Here is a 19,745-nt window from a genome sequence, read left to right as displayed (position 1 = left end):
TTTTTAGAAAGTTATATTAGCACCAAACATAAAAGTTCTAGCCTGTGGATAAAATGCTCTATCAATACCATAAGAATCACCGGCAGCAATCTCTGGATCATAACCTGTATATTTTGTAAAAGTGAAAACATTTTCTCCGGTAACATAGAATCTTACTTTACTAGCACCAAAGTTTTCAGAAACAGATTGAGGTAATGTATAACCAATTGATATTAGTTTAATTCTAAAGTAATCTCCTTTTTGCAAGTACCAATCTGAAAGTCTTGAGTAATTTTTATTGAGATCGGCTCTTGTTAATCTTGGATTATCATTTGTAGAACCTTCACCAGTCCATCTGTCAAGAATTTTGGTTTGATAGTTAGCATCAAGAATATCTAGTCTTCTCAAACCTTGAAATACTTTGTGTCCTGCTGCACCTTGACCAAAAACCATCAAATCCCAGTTTTTGTAATTTAAATTCAATGTTGCTCCAAAATTGAATTTTGGAATTGAATTCCCTAAGTTGACTTTATCTTCATCATTAATTACGCCATCTCCATTAGAATCTGCCCATATAAAATCTCCTGGTTTTGCATTAGATTGATACTTTTGACCGCTTCCGTTAACATAAGCATCAATCTGAGCTTGATTTTGGAAAACACCTAATGTCTGGAAACCATAAAAACTGTTATAAGATTCTCCAGGAACTATTCTTTGGATAGGCCCCATTGATTGGAAGCCTGCTCTATCTTCAAATTTTTGACCAGATGTCAATGAAAGAATTTTGTTCTCATTATAAGCAAAATTACTGTTAAACGATATTGTGAAATCATTTATTGTTTTTTTGTATCCAAGCTCTACCTCAATCCCTTTGTTTTCCATATCTCCAGCATTAGCGAAAGATACGCCTGTTACTCCAACATATCCAGGTATTTGCACTGGTCGCAAAATATCATAAGATGTTTTATTATACACATCGACTGTCAAAGAAAAATCTCTGAATAATTTCATATCCGCTGCAATATTAGTCTGCCTAGTACTTTCCCATTTTAGATTAGGATTTGCTAAAGCGTTCGGATAATAACCTGGCATAATATTACCATTACCATCTGTATAGTTTGCCCCTGGGATATAATAAAGCGCAAACTTAAATGCGTCCATACCGTCATTGCCCAGATTTCCATAACCACCACGTAGTTTAAGTGATGTTACTACATTATTTTCTGGCCAAAAATTTTCTTTGTCAACATTCCATCCAACAGAAAATGATGGGAATTTACCCCAATGTTTGTTTCCTCCAAAAAGAGATGAACCATCATATCTGAATGTCCCTGTAAATAAATATTTGTTTTGATAATCATAAATCAATCGTCCAAAATATGATGCCTTATTCCATTCTACATTATCCCAAGCATTAACATTTTTGTTTTCTATAGGTGTGAAGAAATTAAAAGAAGCATCTTGATAATTACTGACTGGTAAATTAGTATAAGTAACGGTTTGGCCACCGCCTATATTATAATCATAATATCCAGTTCCTATTAACGCATTAAAATGATGATCGCCAAATTTGAATAGATAGGTTAAAGTATTTTCCATACTCCACTCAAATTTTGTCTGCGTAGTTCTGCTTAAACTATTATTAACAAGATTGCTATAATTCGGATTTAGATAGAATAATGGTGTGAAACCTTGGTTGCCCCAATATGCTTTTTTCCCATTTAAAGATGACCTTAAAGTCAAATTATCCAAAAATTTAACTTCACCAAAAACACTTGCAATAAAGTCATCTGACCAGTTCTGCTGACCAAGTTGTGTATATTTGAAAGCTAACGGATTGGACATTTCCTGATTAACGTACGGAGATATACCATAAGGGTTACCATTAGGATCACGTACAATATTAGGATTCGAATACAGTGCTGAATTTACGGTTGACATATCTGTAACTACAGCTTGAGTAATTGGATCAAGATTTACTGCGGAGCTTAAAGGCCCTCCAAACTCACCATTAGCATTAATACCTTGATTTTTTTGATTGGTGTAGGCAAAGGTCTGACCTAAAGTTAACCAACTGGTTACTTTGTGCGTGGAGTTTAATCTTGCGGTTAATCTTTTGTAATAAGATATATCTCTCATAACAATACCCGATTGATCATAGTAACCGAATGAACCAAAGAAAGTTGATTTTTCGTTTCCACCCTGAACACTGATTTCATGATTTTGTCTATCAGCAGAACTGAAAATAATATCCTGCCAATCTGTTCCTAAACCAAATGATGATGGATTAGAAAATCTAATAGGACTACCATCATTAGCGAATCCTTCATTGATTACCGTTGCATATTGTGTAGCATTAAGCAAGTCTAATTTTCGTGCAGCATTACTTACTCCAAAAAATCCATTATATGATAAGTTGAGTCTTCCTGCTTTTCCCTTTTTTGTAGTCACTAATATTACACCTCTGGCAGCAGAAACACCATAAATTGCTGAAGAAGCTCCATCTTTCAAAACTTCTATACTTTCGATATCACTTTGAGAAAGCCAGCCAATTCCGTCTACCACAATTCCATCTACAACCCAAAGTGGATCATTGTTAGAATTATAACTGGTAATACCTCTTACCTTAATAGATGATGATGCACCTGGTTGGCCAGAATTCGAAACAACATTAACACCTGCAGCCCTACCTTGTAACACTTGTTCTGGTTTTCCTGCTGGAATGTTTTCAATATCAGAAGCTTTAATACTAGCAATCGCACCGGTCACATTGCTTTTCTTTTGAGTCCCATAACCGATAACGACAACTTCTTCTATCGTTTTTTCTTTAGAAGCAGTGTCACTTACCCGTTGTTGAGCTGAGTAGTTGGCTGTGAAGTAAAGTACAGCGGCTAACCCAAGACATTTTGAATACTTTAAGTTCATATTTTAATTAATTTTTGTTAATCTCAAACTGAGACAATAAAAGTATCTTTTTTTTCGATATAACAAAATTATTTTTTATTTTTTTCAAAAAGCTACTGTTTATCGATAATTTAACGATGATTATCATCAGTAATATCATTATAATTGTTATATTTGGAATCCCCAAAAACACTACCAATTGTTAAGTTTAAGTTAAGGTCGATTAAATGAATGTTAATAAAAAACCAATAAAATTTCCACTAATGTTGAGCTTTTTAATTTTCTCTATGTTGCTTAACAGCATGGGAGTAATTATTCTGCAACTTTCGGAGAAAATATCATACAAAGGTTTGGGTGTTTTGGAGTCGTTTAAAGATATTCCGATGGCGGTTGTTTCGTTGTTTTGTGTTAATCTGATTGCTAAAACAGGAAATAAAAATGCTCTTATTTTTTCATTGATTTTTATTCTTACAAGCTGTATTGCGCTTCCTCTTGTAGATGCTTTTTGGTTTTTCAAGATTTGGCTCAGTATTGTTGGGGTAAGTTTTGCTTTGGCTAAAATCTCTGTTTTCAGTATTATCAAAAATAATTTCCAGGATAAACAGTTGGCGAGTGCAATAAGTAGTGTGGATGCATCTTTTATGATTGGGATTTTTTTTGTCAATATTGGTTTCGGAAGTCTGTTAACTAGTTCTTTTTCCGAATATTGGAAATTCGGATTTTGGGTAATTGCAGTTTTAAGTATTATTAATATTCTGATGCTAAAACCACTAAAAATAGATGAAGTAAAAATTTCTGACACCGAGAAAAAATCTGGAGAATGGAAGTTTTTCCTTAATCCAAAAATTATTTATTTCTTCATCATCGTGTTTTTTATGGTTTTTGTAGAGCAGAGTTTTAATTCCTGGCTGCCTAGTTTTTTTAGAAATAATTTGAAACTCAATTCTTATTTTGCATTGCAGGCTTCAGCATTTTTAGCTTTGTTTTCTTTCTTTGGTAGATTAATTAATAGCAGATTGATTTTAAGATTACATTGGTTCAAACTTGTATTGATTTGTCTTTTAATGGTCTTCACCATTTTATCAATTTGTCAAATCATCATCTCAAATTTTTATTTGGATTACAAATTCCTGCTTATATTCTTAATGCCTTTGATTGGATTATTTCTAGCGCCCTTGTTTCCACTATACAATGCAGAAGTTTTGAATAAAGTTCCAAAGGAAAAAACACACTTGCTAATATCAATCGTAATGATTTGTTCATCCTTGGGAAGTTCAGTCGGTTCTCTGTATATGGCTGGGGTTTTTCATAAAAATCTAAGTAATTTTTATCCAATATTTATTTTATTCCCATTATTAATTATATTTGGTCTCACTTTTTTTCTCAATAAAACAACGATAACCTATGACCGAAACCAACAAGAATAAACAGAATTTAAGGGAGCTTATAGACACAAAAGACTTCGTGGAACACGTGTCTGTAGATTGTGTCATTTTCGGATTTCATAAGGATACACTTAAGGTTTTGTTATTAAAATATCATGATTTGGATCTTTGGGCAGTTCCCGGAGGATTTATTTTCAATGATGAAAATCTGAATGACGCTGCTGCCAGAACTTTGTACGAGAGAACACATCTTTCGGATGTTTATATGGAGCAATTCTACACTTTTGGTGATATCAAGAGGACAGAAAACAATACACACCAAAAACTTTTAGAAAACAAAAATATCAAGGTTGATACCAATCATTGGATTTATCAGCGTTTCATTTCTGTAGGCTATTATGCTTTGATTGACTATACTTTGACCTACACTTTCCCAGATTCTTTCAATGAGGTTTGCCAATGGTTTGATATTGATGAAATCCCGAATCTCGCTTTTGACCACAAAGAAATGATTGAAAAAGGTCTTCTTTATCTCAGAAAAAATATTGATTATCAGGTGATGGGAAGTAATCTTTTGCCTGATAAATTCACGATGAAAGAACTTCAAAATCTTTATGAATCTATCTTAGGAGAACCACTCAGAAGGAATAATTTCCAAAGAAAAATATTGAGTATGAATATCTTGGAAAGACTTGAAAAGCATTATAGTGGTTCAGCAAACAAGGCGCCTTATCTCTATAGATTTTTAGATAATCCTGAAGTCAAGAATAATGATTTTGGTAATTAATTCCAATAAAAAACCAGCTTAATAGTAAGCTGGTTTTATTTTTTATAGTTTATTATTTTATCTTGTATTCTTTCCGTCAACTACGATTCTGTCTGGTCTGTTTGCCAATTCCCAAGCAGTAGTAAAAACCAATTGGGTTCTTTTTTGCAATAATGGATAATCAATTTTGTCAGGCGTATCTGTCGGTTTGTGATAATCTTCGTGGATTCCGTCAAAGAAAAAAGCAACCGGAATATTATGCTTTGCAAAGTTGTAATGATCTGATCTGTAGTATAATCTTTGTGGATCTTTTGGATCATCATATTTATAATTCAGTTCCAGATTTACAGATTTTTTGTTAGCCTCTTCATTGATTTTTTTCAATTCTGTGCTCAACATTTCAGATCCAATAACATAAACATATTGCTTACCTCTGTTTTCTGGATCATCTCTTCCAATCATATCGATATTAAGGTCTGCAACAGTATTAGCCAAAGGAAAAACCGGATGATCAGAATAATATTCTGAGCCAAAAAGTCCGTGCTCCTCGCCAGTTACGTGTAGAAAAAGAATCGAACGCTTTGGTCCGTAACCTTTTTTCTTAGCCTCCTGAAAAGCTTGAGCAATCTCCATTACAGCCACAGTTCCACTTCCGTCGTCATCTGCACCGTTGTAAACTTCACCTTTTTTCATTCCTACGTGATCGTAATGAGCAGAAACTACAATTACTTCATTTGGTTTCTCAGAACCTTCTATATAAGCCATTATATTTTCAGAATCTGGCAGAGTTTCACCATATTTTTTCATAGCTTCAGAAGGTACTTTTTGATAATAAGAACCTAATGCCGCCGGGAAACCAATACCATTTTTCTTGTATTGCTCAATCATATAAACGCCGGCTTTTTTCTGCCCTGCGCTTCCGGTATCTCTACCTTCCATATCGTCACCGGCAATCACATAAAGATTGGTTTTCAGTTCCTCTGCAGTAATACTATTATAGGCATCTTTGAAACCCTTTCCTTCATAACCGAAATTTTTACTCGACGCACAACTTGTCAAAAGCGCTGCTCCAATAAAAAATCCGTATAGTTTTATATTTTTCATATATAGATATTTATTTTTCTTATTGTCATATGGAATCGCAGTTGCCAAATTAATTATGTTTAAATACCAATGGCGATTTCATAAATTTAATTTATAATTAAGTCGGTTTTATAAAAGTAATGTTACAATTCCTAAGGAAACTTTTTTTTGATTGCTGATTCCATATAGAAAAATAGAATTATTGCAAATAGTAGCATTAATCCAATTCCAACCGAATTGATCAGTACTTCTTGTAATCCTAAAAATAAGGCAATGATTCCAAAGAGAATTAAGAAAAAGCCTATTAGAATTAATATTTTGGATGATAATTTCTGTGCAAAATTCCAAACCTCAATATTTTTCATAGACCGAGGCGTTCTGTAACCGTAAAGACTGTTGATCTTTTTTGGTGGAAATATCATTTGGATTAATCCTGCCAAAATAAAAATAAATCCAATAATATTGGGACTTAACATCAATTTTTCTATCATATTAATTCATCTTCTCTCCGAAAGTTAGCAAAGTTCCATTCGGGTCAATCAAAGAAAATTCTCTCATTCCCCAAGGTTTTGTTTCGAGGCTTCCATTGGGATGAATCGCAATTCCTTTATCCTGAATTTGCTGATAAAATTTATCAATGTTATTCGAAATTTTAAGATACAGCATAAAATCTGATTTTTCAGGAATCAAACTTTCAAACTCAAAAAAATGAAGCTCCGAATTATTATAAACCGCAATCAAATATTGACCATAATCTGCAGGAAATTCAAAACCTAAATTCTGATAATATTGCAATGTTTTCTCTTTGTCGATAAAAGGTAATTTTGGAATTATTTGTGAAATCATAATATTGAATTTTAATGTTTAAAGTCAATTAAACAGAACAAATTATGCCAATTCATCATTCCATTCCCTGATAGTTGTTTTTGCAATCAAACCTTCCTGAACAAAAGGATCACCATTTACAAAATCTTCTGCAGCTTGTCTGTCTACAAAAATTGCCATTGCACCTTCTCCAGGATTGGCAAAAGCGCCTGTTCCCAAAACTCTTCCGGACTTTATAAATTCCGCTTCAAACTCTTCGTGACGAGGAAAAACAGCCATAAACTCATCCATTGATTTATCCGTTGCGTGCTCGTAAAATACTACTGCTTTCATATTTTTATGTTTTTATAATTAATCATTTATAACTTATAATTCATAATTTATATTAATGTGCTTCCAACCAATTATCGCCAACGCCAACTTCCACCAAAAGCGGAACGCTTGTAGCAAATGCAGATTCCATTTCTTTTTTGATTAAAGATTTTGCGGTTTCTATTTCAACGATAGGAACTTCGAAAAGTAATTCATCATGAACCTGTAAAAGCATTTTTGTTTCAAGATTTTGAGCTTCCAGTTCTTGGTCAATTTTTATCATTGCAAGTTTAATGATATCTGCTGCACTTCCCTGTATTGGTGCATTCACGGCATTTCTTTCGGCGTGAGCCTTAACTACAAAATTGCTGGAATTAATATCTTTTAAATGGCGTTTTCTACCGAGAATGGTTTCTACATAACCAAAATCCTGAGCTTTTTTGACTTGCTCTGCCATATATTCTTTCAGTCTTGGATAATTCTCATAATAAGAATCGATCATTTTTTTAGCTTCCGATCTGGAAAGTCCGGTTTGTTCTGCTAAAGCAAATGCGCCTTGACCATAGATAATTCCAAAATTCACGGTTTTTGCCTGACCTCTCTGAGTTTTCGTCACTTCTTCAAGAGGAATATCAAACAATTTTGCCGCCGTTGAAACGTGAATATCTTCGCCATTTTGGAACGCTTTTATCATATTTTGTTCGCCGGAAATTTCTGCAATCAATCTTAATTCAATTTGAGAATAATCGGCAGAAATGATTTTTTTTCCTTCATCAGAAACAAAAGCACCACGGATTTGTTGTCCTCTCAAAGTTCGGATTGGGATATTTTGAAGATTCGGATTCACACTCGCCAAACGGCCTGTTGCGGCAACCGTTTGGGCAAAAGTTGTATGAACACGATTATCTTTTTTATCAATCTGGCCTGGCAAAGCATCAACGTAAGTCGATTTCAGCTTCTGTAAAGTCCTGTATTCCAGAATTGAAGTGATAATTTCGTGTTTCGAGGATAATTTTTGCAATACATCTTCAGAGGTTGCATATTGTCCGGTTTTGGTTTTTTTAGCTTTCGGATCCAATTGCATTTTATCAAATAAAATCTCACCCAATTGCTTCGGCGAATTCATATTGAACTCTTCTCCAGATAATTCGAATATTTTTGATTCAAGAATTCTTAAATCATTTTCGAGATCAACACTTTCCTGAGCCAACCATTTTTCATCAAGTTTAACACCTGTCAATTCGATTTTGGCAAGAACTTTCATCAACGGCATTTCGACATTATAAAACAATTCTTCCAAATTTTCTTTGACTAATTGTGGCGCAAACAATTCATATAGTTGAAATGTTACATCAGCATCTTCTGCTGCATAATTGGTTTGAGTTACCAAATCAACTTCACGAAGTGTCAATTGATTCTTCCCTTTTTTTCCAATCAAAGTCTCGATGGAAACAGGTTTGTAGTCCAGATACATTTCGGAAAGATAATCCATTCCGTGTCTGCCATCTGGATTCAGAAGATAATGGGCAATCATCGTATCGAACAATTTGCCAGTCACATCTATATTATAATTCTGAAGAACTTTAGCATCATATTTCATATTATGAGCAATTTTCAGAACATTTTGATTTTCAAAAAACGGACGGAAAATCTCAACCGTTCCCTGCGCTTCTTCCTGATTTTCAGAAATCGGAATATAATAAGCCAAGCCTTTTTTGTATGAAAAACTCATCCCGATCAATTCAGCTTCCAGCTCATTAAGAGAAGTTGTTTCTGTATCAAAACACACCGCTTTTTGTTTGATAAGATTTTCTACAAGGATTTTCTGAGCTTTTGGAGAATCAATGTATTGATAAAGGTGATCATTCTCTTCTATATTCGTTTTAGTCGTTGTTGCTTGTTCCAATTGTTCGAAACTTGCAAAAAGATCCATTGTCCCGTTTTTATGAGAAGCAACTTTTGTTTCAATTTTTCCACCGACAGGATTGTCTACTTCCATCAATTCTTCCACATATTCTTTATTGGAGAATGCGCGGTAAAGATTTTCATAAAGTCTTCGGAATTCCAATTCATCAAAAATTTCTTTTACTTTCTCAAAATCCGGAACATCAAGGTCATATTGTTCTTCCAAAAACTCTATGGGAGCATCACAAAGTATTGTTGCTAACTTTTTGGATAATAAACCTCTTTCTGCACTGGCTTCAACTTTTTCTTTAAGCTTTCCTTTTAATGTATGTGTGTTAGCCAAAAGATTTTCCATCGATCCAAATTCCTGTATAAACTTCTTGGCAGTCTTTTCTCCAACACCTTCCAGACCTGGGATATTATCCACAGCATCGCCCATCATTCCAAGATAATCAATGATTTGTTTTGGGTCACTAATCTCATACTTAGCTTTAACTTCTTCAACACCTAAGATTTCGATGTCGCCACCTTTCAATCCAGGTTTATAGATTTTGATATTTTCTGTTACCAATTGCGCAAAATCTTTGTCCGGTGTCACCATAAAAACCTGATAACCTTGCTTTTCCGCTTTGCAGGCAATGGTTCCGATAACATCATCTGCCTCATAACCCTCAACTCCCAAAATAGGAATATGCATCGCTTCCAAAATACTATTGATGTAAGGTTTCGCCAACAAAATCGGTTCAGGCGTTTCCAAACGATTGGCTTTATATTCTGCATAATCATCATGACGAACATTGGTTCTTCCAACATCAAAAACCACTGCCAGATGTGTTGGTCGGTCTCTTTTGATAAGTTCAATCAATGAATTGGTAAATCCGAAGATTGCTGAAGTATTAATCCCTTTTGTAGTAATTCTCGGATTCTTGATGAATGCAAAATAGCCACGAAAAATCATAGCATAAGCATCTATAAGGTATAATCTTTTGTCTGTAGAAGTCATAGAAACAAAAGTAATCAATTGTTATCGATTTTGTGAATGGTTACATCGAAAAAATAAAAAATGTGTCTGTTAAAAAATCTTAAATTTTTATTACGAATAAGGAAATTTGGTTGTATTTTTGCAACATCAATACGATGAAGAAAAACTACTCTTTTTATTCTGTTTTTATCCTTTGTTTTTTTGTTTCCTGTGCCAGTTATGGGGATAGTCTTCTTTATTTTAATAAAGATGCAAAAATCAATGCTATAAAAACTGTTCTTTACTTTGAACCAGAGGTGTTTCCTGATATTACTGAGATTAAAGATCCTACATTTTCTGCTTTCTATAATGCAACTTCTGACAAGATGAAAGCTATAGGAAATGTAAAATATCTACAAGTAAACACTTCTATTCCTTTTGACGAAGTTGATTCTAAAACAGTAAAAGAAATCTGTAAAAACAATAATGCAGATGTGGCCGTTATACCAAAAGTAAAATATTTCAAAGTTGGCTTTGGAAAGTATGTGTTTTCTAATCAAGTGGTTGTAAGTTTGAAGCTTTATGATGCTAATGGTGATTTTGTGATGGAAACTTCCTACGATACTTATAAAGGAAATGCCAGATTGTTGGGAAGTGCAGAAAACTCTGTAATAATCGGTACAAAAGGAGCCATCCGAAAAATGGAAAAAGAACTGAGAAACCGACAAGTAATCCTAAGAAAAGCATCTTAATTTTACGTAATCTTAATACTTTTTTTCTTAAGATTTTAATACTTTTGCAATGCAAAAAAGTTAAATATCGAGAATCAAGAAATCATATTAAATCCTGCGGATATTGCCGAATCCCTGAGCAAATTGCCAGCGGAAGAACGTATTTTGCAGTTTTTGAAATTGCAAAGATCTGAGAAGGCAGAAGTTTTCTCGCATCTTGATCCTGATTTTCAAGAAGATACTATCAGAAGTATTGCAAGTCACGAGGTTTCTGACATCCTGAACGAAATGTCGCCTGACGACAGAACTCAACTTTTTGAGGATTTTCCGGATGAACTAATCAAATATTCTATCAATCTTCTTAATCCGCAAGAACGCAGAGTTGCCTTAAAACTTTTAGGTTATGAAGCGGATTCAATCGCACGTTTGATGACGCCTTATTATGTTCAGATCCGAAAAGAATGGACCGTTAAAAGATGTTTTCAGCAAATAAAAAAAGTGGGTAAGAAAGTTGAAACGCTCAATTTCCTCTATGTTGTTGATGAAAGAAATCGTTTGATAGATGATATTACAATTGGCTCTCTCCTATTGGCTGATGAAGAGCAATTGATTTCTGAGCTTTGTGACGATCATTTTGTTGCGATTAAGACAACAACTTCCAAAGAAAATGCGGTTCCATATTTTGAGAAATATGATAGAAGTGCATTGCCAATTATTACAGAAAATGGAGTTTTGGTGGGAATTGTAACCATTGATGATATCTTGGATCAAATTGAATCTCAAAATACAGAGGATATCCAAAAATTTGGAGGTTTGGATGCATTGGACCTTCCTTATACTCAAACTTCGGTTTTCGAAATGGTAAAGAAAAGAGGATTTTGGCTAGTTGTGCTTTTCTTTTCCGAGATGTTGACCGCTTCTGCGATGGGACATTTTGAAGATGAAATTCAGAAAGCTGTTGTTTTGGCTTTGTTTGTTCCATTAATTATTTCGAGTGGAGGAAATACGGGTTCGCAAGCTGCAACTTTGATTATCCGTGCAATGGCTCTTCAAGAAATTGGACTGAAGGATTGGTGGTATGTAATGAAAAAAGAAATCTTCACAGGGATTTTCTTGGGAAGTATTCTTGGAATTATAGGATTTATGAGAATTGCTTTTTGGCAACAAGTCGGATTATTTAATTATGGAGAACATTGGACTTTTGTTGGATTAAGCATCGGCGTTTCCTTGATGTTGATTGTTCTTTGGGGAACAATTTCCGGATCTATGGTTCCTTTTGTTCTTAAAAAATTAAAACTTGATCCAGCGACTTCTTCTGCTCCTTTTGTCGCAACACTTGTGGATGTTACAGGATTGATTATCTATTTCTCTGTTGCAGGATTGTTCCTTACGGGGAAACTTCTATAATTTGTTTAAATTTCTAATTGTAGGGAAATCTTCGACGTTGGCGAAGCGCGCCCCGGCCTGAGTGGAGCTCTTTTTCTTGGAAAGAAAAAAGCGGGAACGGAGGACGGATAAAGGCGCCCAAATTAATATTAAATAAAATGCCACCTTATAAAAGATGGCATTTGGTATTTTTGATTATTTCAATTTTTCAACGAAATTATCTGTATAGTCTTTTTGTGAAGCAACAATGACTTGTTTTGCCTGATCTGCGCCGTAAACCAAATCGATTTTAACTTTTGCAGGTTCTGTTGGCAAGTTTTTGTAACTCAAGAAATAGTGCAACAAACGGTTAACTTCTGCTTTTGGCAACTCAGAAATATCTCTGATGTGACCATAAACCTGATCTTCTACCAAAACTGCGATAATTTTGTCGTCAGCCTCTCCTTTGTCAATCATTTGGAAACCACCAATTGGAATAGCCTGCAAAAGAATGTTACCAGAAGTGAAGTTGTGCGAGCTAAGAACGCAGATGTCCAAAGGGTCGTGATCGCCTTCTGTAACGTCTGTTGCGCCAGTTGAAACCGCTAGATTCTTAACTTCATCCTCACAATAAGTTCTTGGAACGAAACCGTACATCGCAGGAATAATGTTGGAGAATTTCTGTGGACGATCCACTTTCAGATAACCACTTTCTTTATCTACTTCATATTTTATAGTGTCCGTTGGAACGATTTCTACAAAAACGTTGACCACTTCCGGAGAATTTTCTCCAGCAGAAATCCCGTGCCAAGGATGTGCTTTAAAACTAGGAATCATGTTTATTTTATATTATTTTGTTAAGTTCTTTTCTAAGATTCTCAATCGTGTCCGAAATATAATCTTCGGAGTTAAGATAACTCATCAGGAAAACAGTTTTAAAGTCTTCTAATTTTGAGTTTTCATTCAATTCTTCATACGTCTTATGAAGTGCTTGAATAACATTATTTTTACTTGTCAAGATATCTTGCCAAGAAGATTTCGAAATGTAAAGTTGTTGAGATGCATTGTATTCAAACTCTTCTGTGATATTTTTTTCAGTAAGAAAAACGAATTCATGAGGTTGAAGGCCTTTATCAAATTTCATTACAAGATTGGATGGTTTCAATCTTTCCAAAAACAAAGTCATTCTTTCCAATGCCTGAAGTTTGATTTCGCTATTGGACTTGGTTGCCAGAAAATTAATTTCCTGTTTTTTGAGTCTGACAAAACTGTTCACGAATTGTTTCGCAAAAACCAAGAATGGCAATGAGATGATAACTGCAACAGCGTAAGGGAAATAATCTGAATCAAACATATCTGAAATCGGATTGCAAAATTAATACTTTTTGACTTAATATAGAACTTTAATTTAGAAAGAATAATTTCTTAGTAATCTTCAAGATTAGGTCCTTTTTGCTAACCTGAATACATGAGTAAGGTCTCAACTCAGGACGAAATCCTCTGAAAAATTCTTCTACAGCAGGTACTTCACTTCCTTCAAAATCAAAAATTTTAGTCTCTATATTTTCAGAAATTACTTTATCAATTAAATAAGACGATCCGCTCAATTTTACATAGTTTCTGTCATTAAAAGTTCCTAAAAGAGCTAAAGAATACTTTTCACGATAAACAGCAATCATATTGATTAGCTTTTGATGATAGAAAAAACCGTAGAAATCTAGCTTATCATTGAGGTAAAATTTTGATAAAAGATTAATAAACTCTTCCAAATCTTTAGCATCTGCACCTAAACCTGTACTTCGGATAAAATTTTTAACAGTTTCTAAATCAAAATTTTTAACAATTTCAGAATTATCCAAAACCTCTTGATCCAATCTAAGTTTTCTTTTTCTTTTTGGTGAATATTTTTGTCTTACAGTTTCATATTTATCCGGAAAAATTAAAAAATTTTTTCTCGTTATTAATGATTCTGACAGAGCGTTAATATCATTAAAGGTGTAATATCTAATAGCATAATTTTTTGTAAGAAAATGATAAAATAAATCATTGATTTGTAATGAATCAATTTTAGAAAAAACACCTAATTGTTGACAAAGTTTCGGGTTGTGCACAATTTGAGAACCATACTTTTTTATTAAAGGCACAGGCATCACCGCTTCATAATCTTTATAAACCAATAATTCCCAATTTTTATCTGTGCTAATGTCTAAGAAAATACGTTCAGCGTAAAATTTTTTCTGAACAGAATTTTCAATACATCTGTTGTATTTTTCAAAATCAATTTCTTGATATTTCAGTCGTTTAATCATAAAATCCCTTCTTCTTTGAAACTATAAAATTTATTTTGAGCAATAATAATGTGGTCTAGTAATTCTATGTCCAACAAATTTCCGGCTTCATTAATCCTATTTGTAATACTAATATCTTCCTGACTTGGCTTTAGACTTCCTGCAGGATGATTGTGCGCAACAATGATTCTAGTAGAAAAATGTTCCAAAGCTGTTTTGAAAATCACTCTTACATCCGCTACAGAATTTGCAATTCCACCTCTGAAAAGGCAGGTTTTATATAAAATCTTGTTTTGGTGATTCAGGAAAATCGCCCAAAATTCCTCTGTTGACAAATCTGAAAGATGTGGTTGTAAAACTTCAAAAATATCTTTGCTACTGCTGATTTGTTGTCTTTCCAAAACTTCCTGCTGCGATTTTCTATTACCGATTTCCAAAGCTGTTGCGATGGAAATGGCTTTTGCTTCGCCTACACCTTTGAATTTCATCAAATCTTTTATTGATAATTGACTTAACCTGTGCCAATTGTTTTCAACCGAATTCAAAATTCTTCTTGCCAATTCTACAGCAGATTCCTCACGATTTCCGCTTCCCATAATAATGGCCAGCAGTTCCGAATCCGAAACCGAGGCTTTTCCTTTCAACAGGAATTTTTCTCTTGGGCGGTCGTCTTCCGCAAGGGATTTGATACTCAAAGTTTAAAGTTTTTATTAATTTTTATTATAATAACAATTAGGATTATTCCATGTCAATGTCTTTGCATAATCAAACAAGCTTTCAATACCAACTAAATTAAAAATTGGATCTTGATCAACTGACTTTTTGTTATGTACCAAAATGTAATTTTCGGAATTTTGTGATTCAAAATAGTTTATTTCTGGAGACTTTTTTAAATTTTTGATTTTTTCTAAAATAAGATCATAATTCTCAACTACATCTTTCACAGTTTTAAATTCTTTATTAATTAATAGAAATAATTCACTCTCATTTCCAATATTTATATTTGAGCCTATTTCACCATTGCAAGAAAATGTTGTAAATGAGTAACCTCCAATTTCAGTTATTTGTATATTTTTAGGATAATTAAAAGCATCTTTACTTAAGCCGTATAAAACAATTTCTCCTTTATCTTTAATTCTTAGACGTGTAGAAATTTCTTCCAAAGTTATATCTTCGTGTCCCCAAATTTCTAAAACTTCTACATTTTCAATTTTATTTAAATCTTTTTTTATTTGATTCATTTCTCTCTTATAGAAAAATCCTTCATACACAAAAAATGTAATTACAAGAATAACAAATATCCCAAGAATTGAAATCGAAATCCATTTTAAGATTTGAAGAAATATTTTCATACTTTGTCAAGATTAATGATAAGCGTAAAGTATTATTTTTTTATTCGATTTATCAATATGCTGCTCCAAAATTTTAAAAAAATCATCAGAAACCATTGGACAGCCAAAACTTAAACAAATATCATCTTTTTGCTCGATATCTGGAACGCAACTCAATCTGTGAAGAACAATAGCTCTATTTCTAGCATTGCTATTGGTTTCATCGAGTCCATCCAATCTGTAAGATAAACCAAATTTTCCTTTATACTTCTCCGAAACTACATATTTTCCTAATGACGAACAATGCGAACCATCAAGATTACTGAATTTCAAACCATTCTTTGTTTTTCCATTTTCTGAGCCATCTCCGTGTGCCACCAAAGCTTTTTGCAGAACTTTTCCAGTCTTAACATCAATGACAAAAAATCGAAACTTGGAAGATGCAATTGAAAAATCAATTAGAAAAGCTTTATCCGAATTGTAATCTGAATCTTTTATAAAATCCTTTATTTCATATATTTTATTAGCTAATTTATCTTGTGAATTAGTAAAATGAACAGATTGACTTTCCTGAGATTTTACTTCGCAGGAAATAAGAAAAAAAGATAAAATTAATAATAGAAATGTTTTCAAGGAAAATGTGTCTTACCAATCTAAACGTATAAATTAAGGAAAATAATATTTCTTAATTTATAAATCACAAAACAATCTGCCCATCTTTCATAACCAGCTTTCTATCAGTACTTTCCGCCAAAACAGAATTGTGCGTGACAATTACAAAGGTCTGTTGGTATTTGTCCCTCAAGTCAAAAAATAACTGATGAAGTGCGTCCGCATTTTTGGAATCGAGGTTTCCTGTTGGCTCATCTGCAAAAATAATTTTTGGAGAATTGATCAAGGCTCTTGCAACAGCAACTCTTTGTGCTTCTCCACCGGATAGTTCTGATGGTTTGTGATGCAATCGGCTAGCGATATTCAAATCTTCGAAAAGAGAATACGCTTTTTCAATAACTTCTTTTTCAGCAATTCCACCAATTTTTGTAGGCAACAAAACATTTTCTAAAGCCGTGAATTCTGGTAACAATTGATGATTCTGAAATACAAAACCGATATTTTTATTACGGAATTTCGACAATTCTTTATCTTTCATTTTCAAGAAAGAATTACCATCCAGACTGATTTCTGTTCCATATTTATCAATATTAGAAGGATGGTCTAATGTTCCCAAAATTTGAAGCAAAGTTGATTTTCCGGCTCCGGATTCTCCAACAATAGAAATTACTTCACTTGGTTTTATATGAATATCAACACCTTTTAGAACTTCTAAAGTTCCATAAGATTTGTGTATGTTTTTTGCTCGAATCATAGTTTGGCTTTTGGCTTCTGGCAATTTGCTTTCAGCTTTTTATTTTAAACATTTTTAGTAAATTTCTCTCGCTGATTAAAAAGATTTTGCAGATTATTTTACTAAAATTTGCCTGATCTGCTAAATCTGCGAGATTAAAAACTCATCATTTTGAATCTTTTGCTTGATTCTTGTTTATTATTAAATCTTCGTCAATTTAGCAAATTTCAGGATAAGATTTTTCTCACCTTCGTTGGCAAAAATAACTTTTGCTTTGATATTTTGCGGGTCTGTTCCGTCCAAAAATTCCACTTTTCCAATCCCGAAACGGTCGTGTCTCACATTGTCTCCTACCTGAATATCTTCTGAAGAAGAACCACTTGGATTGATGATTCTTGCAGTAGCAATTGGTTTTAATTGTTTAGGGACTGGAGTGTTTATATTCCGTTCAATTGTTTTCTTTTCTTCTTTTTTCTTGAAAAATCGAGGCTCTGAAGGTGTATCATCAAAGATATTAGAATTGATTCCCGAACGGTTGATGAATTTCAATTCCGTTACAGGATTTATCATTTCTACATATTTGTCATCTATTTCGCTTAAAAACCTTGAAGGTTCAGCGTCAGTGATTTTCCCCCATTGGAATCTGGAAACGGCGTAAGTGAAAAATACTTGTTTTTCAGCTCTCGTCAATGCTACATAAAACAGACGTCTTTCTTCCTCCAATTCTTCTCTTGTTGATGAACTCATAAAGCTTGGAAAAAGATTTTCCTCGAGTCCAACTAAGTGAACCACAGGAAATTCCAAACCTTTTGATAAGTGGATGGTCATCAACGATACTTTATCTCCGTCATCTTCTTTATCAGTTTGAGTATCTGCAGACAACGCAATATTTTCCATAAAATTGGACAAACTTGGGTCACCACCTTCAATCTGAATTTGCTCCTCGATGAAACCTTGCATTGAGTTCAGCAATTCCTGAATATTCTCTACTCGGGAAATACCTTCCGGTGTTGCATCTTCTTTCAGAAATTTGATTAGTCCGCTTCGCTTTGCTACTTCCATCGCTACATCATAAACATTTTCTGTTTTCAACATCACTTGGAACGCTTTTATCATTGCCCAGAAATCACCTAACTTGGTAAGAACGCCATTATTTAATCCTAATTGTGGTGCATAAAAACCGAGATTATCAAGAACTTGAGCAACAGGAACATTCTGAGAATCTGCAAAAACAACTAGCTTATTTTGGGTAGTTTCGCCGATTCCTCTTGCCGGATAATTGATGATTCTTGACAACGCTTCGGAGTCATTTTCATTAACCAAAATCCTAAGATAAGCGAGCAAATCCTTCACTTCTTTCCTTTGGTAGAAAGACAGTCCGCCATAAACTTTGTACGGAATATTCTTTTTTCGTAATGCATCTTCAAATGCTCTAGTCTGCGAATTGGTTCTGTAAAGAATTGCAAAATCTGAGAAATGACGCTGTTGCGTATTGTGTAATTCGAAGATGTTGGCAGAAACGAAATTCGCTTCGTCCGCATCGGAAAGACTTCGGTAAACTTTTATTTTGTCTCCAATTTCATTCTCACTGAAAACATTTTTCTTGAACTGCTGTAAGTTTTTCGAAATCACAACATTCGCCGCATCCACGATATTTTGAGTTGAACGGTAATTTTGTTCCAAAGAAACCGTCACTGCATCTGGATAATCCTTTTTGAAATTCAGAATGTTGTGGATATTTGCGCCACGAAAAGAGTAAATCGATTGTGCATCATCTCCAACCACACAAATATTTTCAAATTTAGATGCTAAAGCTTTCACAATCAAATACTGAGAATGGTTCGTATCTTGATACTCATCCACCAAAATATATCTGAATCTGTCTTGGTATTTTGCTAAAACTTCAGGGAAGCGAGTTAGTAATTCATTGGTTTTTAATAATAAATCATCGAAATCCATTGCACCGTTTTTGAAACAAGCTTCAACGTATTTACGATAAATATCACCCATCAATCTCATATTCGCTTTTTCATCAGCTTCCATCAGGTCAGGATTGTTGAAATAAGCATTGACCGTTATTAGATTGTTTTTATACTGAGAGATTCTTGATAAAACTTTCTTGGCTTTATAGATTTCTGAATCGATGTTCATATCCTTGATGACTTTCTTCATCACATTCAGAGCATCCTGCATATCATAAATCGTAAAGTTTGAAGGATAGCCGAGATGATGACCTTCGCTTCTCAAAATTCTCGCAAAAACCGAGTGAAAAGTTCCCATCCAAAGCGAGCGTGCATTACTGTCTCCAACGAGTTTCGCAATACGTTCCTTCATTTCCTTCGCCGCTTTGTTGGTAAAAGTCAAAGACAAAATATTGAAAGGGTCTACTCCATTCGTAATCAGATGCGCAATTCTCATCGTGAGCACACGCGTTTTGCCAGAACCTGCACCAGCCAAAACCATCAGAGGTCCTTGCAAGGTGGTAACTGCTTCTAACTGAGGCTCATTCAGTCCTTTCAGATAATCCATTCTATTCTCAAAATTTTAAGGTAACAAAAATAGCGT

Annotated in this window: 18 protein-coding genes; 4 read left to right on the top strand and 14 right to left on the bottom strand. The window is 33.8% G+C overall.

Annotation, left to right across the window (positions count from 1 at the left end; all coding sequences use genetic code 11):
• Positions 1–3: 3 nt before the first annotated feature.
• Complete coding sequence (locus KI430_RS03150; RefSeq protein ID WP_248876827.1) at positions 4–2,904, bottom strand: SusC/RagA family TonB-linked outer membrane protein; 2,901 nt, start codon at positions 2,902–2,904, stop codon at positions 4–6.
• 242 nt (positions 2,905–3,146) lie between these two features.
• On the opposite strand from KI430_RS03150, the gene KI430_RS03145 reads away from it, so the two are divergent.
• Entirely contained in the window at positions 3,147–4,310 is a 1,164-nt protein-coding gene (locus KI430_RS03145) for an MFS transporter (RefSeq protein ID WP_248876826.1), read from the top strand.
• Positions 4,288–5,055: an NUDIX hydrolase gene (locus tag KI430_RS03140; RefSeq protein ID WP_248876825.1), complete on the top strand. Its 768-nt coding sequence runs from the start codon at positions 4,288–4,290 to the stop codon at positions 5,053–5,055. The genes KI430_RS03145 and KI430_RS03140 overlap by 23 nt, the downstream gene beginning before the upstream one ends.
• Before the next feature lie 57 nt (positions 5,056–5,112).
• Here KI430_RS03140 and KI430_RS03135 read toward each other — a convergent pair whose 3' ends face one another.
• The 5 genes from KI430_RS03135 to polA all read right to left on the bottom strand — a co-directional run bounded on the left by KI430_RS03135 (position 5,113) and on the right by polA (position 10,162).
• Positions 5,113–6,138 carry a M28 family metallopeptidase gene (locus tag KI430_RS03135; RefSeq protein ID WP_248876824.1) on the bottom strand — a complete coding sequence of 342 codons (1,026 nt, stop codon included), beginning with the start codon at positions 6,136–6,138 and terminating at the stop codon, positions 5,113–5,115.
• 131 nt (positions 6,139–6,269) lie between these two features.
• On the bottom strand, positions 6,270–6,608 hold the full coding sequence (locus KI430_RS03130) for an SdpI family protein (protein ID WP_248876823.1): 339 nt from the start codon (positions 6,606–6,608) through the stop codon (positions 6,270–6,272).
• 1 nt (position 6,609) lies between these two features.
• A complete protein-coding gene (locus tag KI430_RS03125) occupies positions 6,610–6,963 on the bottom strand; it encodes a bleomycin resistance protein (protein ID WP_248876822.1) in 354 nt (117 codons plus the stop codon).
• 42 nt (positions 6,964–7,005) lie between these two features.
• On the bottom strand, positions 7,006–7,275 hold the full coding sequence (locus KI430_RS03120; RefSeq protein ID WP_248876821.1) for a YciI family protein: 270 nt from the start codon (positions 7,273–7,275) through the stop codon (positions 7,006–7,008).
• Between the two features lie 52 nt (positions 7,276–7,327).
• Positions 7,328–10,162 (bottom strand): DNA polymerase I, encoded by a 2,835-nt coding sequence (gene polA, locus KI430_RS03115; RefSeq protein ID WP_248878253.1) that lies wholly within the window; start codon positions 10,160–10,162, stop codon positions 7,328–7,330.
• Positions 10,163–10,296: 134 nt separating this feature from the next.
• Here polA and KI430_RS03110 point away from each other — a divergent pair, with 134 nt between their 5' ends.
• A complete protein-coding gene (locus KI430_RS03110) occupies positions 10,297–10,872 on the top strand; it encodes a pyruvate decarboxylase (protein WP_248876820.1) in 576 nt (191 codons plus the stop codon).
• A 123-nt stretch (positions 10,873–10,995) separates the two neighbouring features.
• Positions 10,996–12,258, top strand: coding sequence for a magnesium transporter (mgtE, locus tag KI430_RS03105; RefSeq protein ID WP_410744665.1), 1,263 nt, complete (start codon positions 10,996–10,998; stop codon positions 12,256–12,258).
• A gap of 174 nt (positions 12,259–12,432) precedes the next feature.
• Here the strand turns inward: mgtE and KI430_RS03100 are convergent, their stop codons facing one another.
• The 8 genes from KI430_RS03100 to KI430_RS03065 all read right to left on the bottom strand — a co-directional run bounded on the left by KI430_RS03100 (position 12,433) and on the right by KI430_RS03065 (position 19,709).
• A complete protein-coding gene (locus KI430_RS03100; RefSeq protein ID WP_248876819.1) occupies positions 12,433–13,053 on the bottom strand; it encodes an inorganic pyrophosphatase in 621 nt (206 codons plus the stop codon).
• A 7-nt stretch (positions 13,054–13,060) separates the two neighbouring features.
• Entirely contained in the window at positions 13,061–13,570 is a 510-nt protein-coding gene (locus tag KI430_RS03095; RefSeq protein ID WP_248876818.1) for a hypothetical protein, read from the bottom strand.
• A 49-nt stretch (positions 13,571–13,619) separates the two neighbouring features.
• Positions 13,620–14,525 (bottom strand): hypothetical protein, encoded by a 906-nt coding sequence (locus KI430_RS03090; protein WP_248876817.1) that lies wholly within the window; start codon positions 14,523–14,525, stop codon positions 13,620–13,622.
• Positions 14,522–15,199 carry a RadC family protein gene (radC, locus tag KI430_RS03085; RefSeq protein WP_248876816.1) on the bottom strand — a complete coding sequence of 226 codons (678 nt, stop codon included), beginning with the start codon at positions 15,197–15,199 and terminating at the stop codon, positions 14,522–14,524. The genes KI430_RS03090 and radC overlap by 4 nt, the downstream gene beginning before the upstream one ends.
• A gap of 15 nt (positions 15,200–15,214) precedes the next feature.
• Positions 15,215–15,856, bottom strand: a complete 642-nt coding sequence (locus KI430_RS03080; protein WP_248876815.1) for a hypothetical protein — start codon at positions 15,854–15,856, stop codon at positions 15,215–15,217.
• Positions 15,857–15,868: 12 nt separating this feature from the next.
• Entirely contained in the window at positions 15,869–16,468 is a 600-nt protein-coding gene (locus KI430_RS03075; protein WP_248876814.1) for a murein L,D-transpeptidase catalytic domain-containing protein, read from the bottom strand.
• Positions 16,469–16,532: 64 nt separating this feature from the next.
• On the bottom strand, positions 16,533–17,201 hold the full coding sequence (locus tag KI430_RS03070; RefSeq protein ID WP_248876813.1) for an ABC transporter ATP-binding protein: 669 nt from the start codon (positions 17,199–17,201) through the stop codon (positions 16,533–16,535).
• A gap of 180 nt (positions 17,202–17,381) precedes the next feature.
• Complete coding sequence (locus KI430_RS03065; RefSeq protein ID WP_248876812.1) at positions 17,382–19,709, bottom strand: ATP-dependent helicase; 2,328 nt, start codon at positions 19,707–19,709, stop codon at positions 17,382–17,384.
• Positions 19,710–19,745 lie beyond the last annotated feature (36 nt).

The sequence above is a fragment of the Epilithonimonas zeae genome (assembly GCF_023278365.1).
Taxonomy (GTDB): domain Bacteria; phylum Bacteroidota; class Bacteroidia; order Flavobacteriales; family Weeksellaceae; genus Epilithonimonas; species Epilithonimonas zeae_A.
Note: the sequence above shows the minus strand (reverse complement) of the source record. Positions and strands in the feature narration are given on the sequence as shown.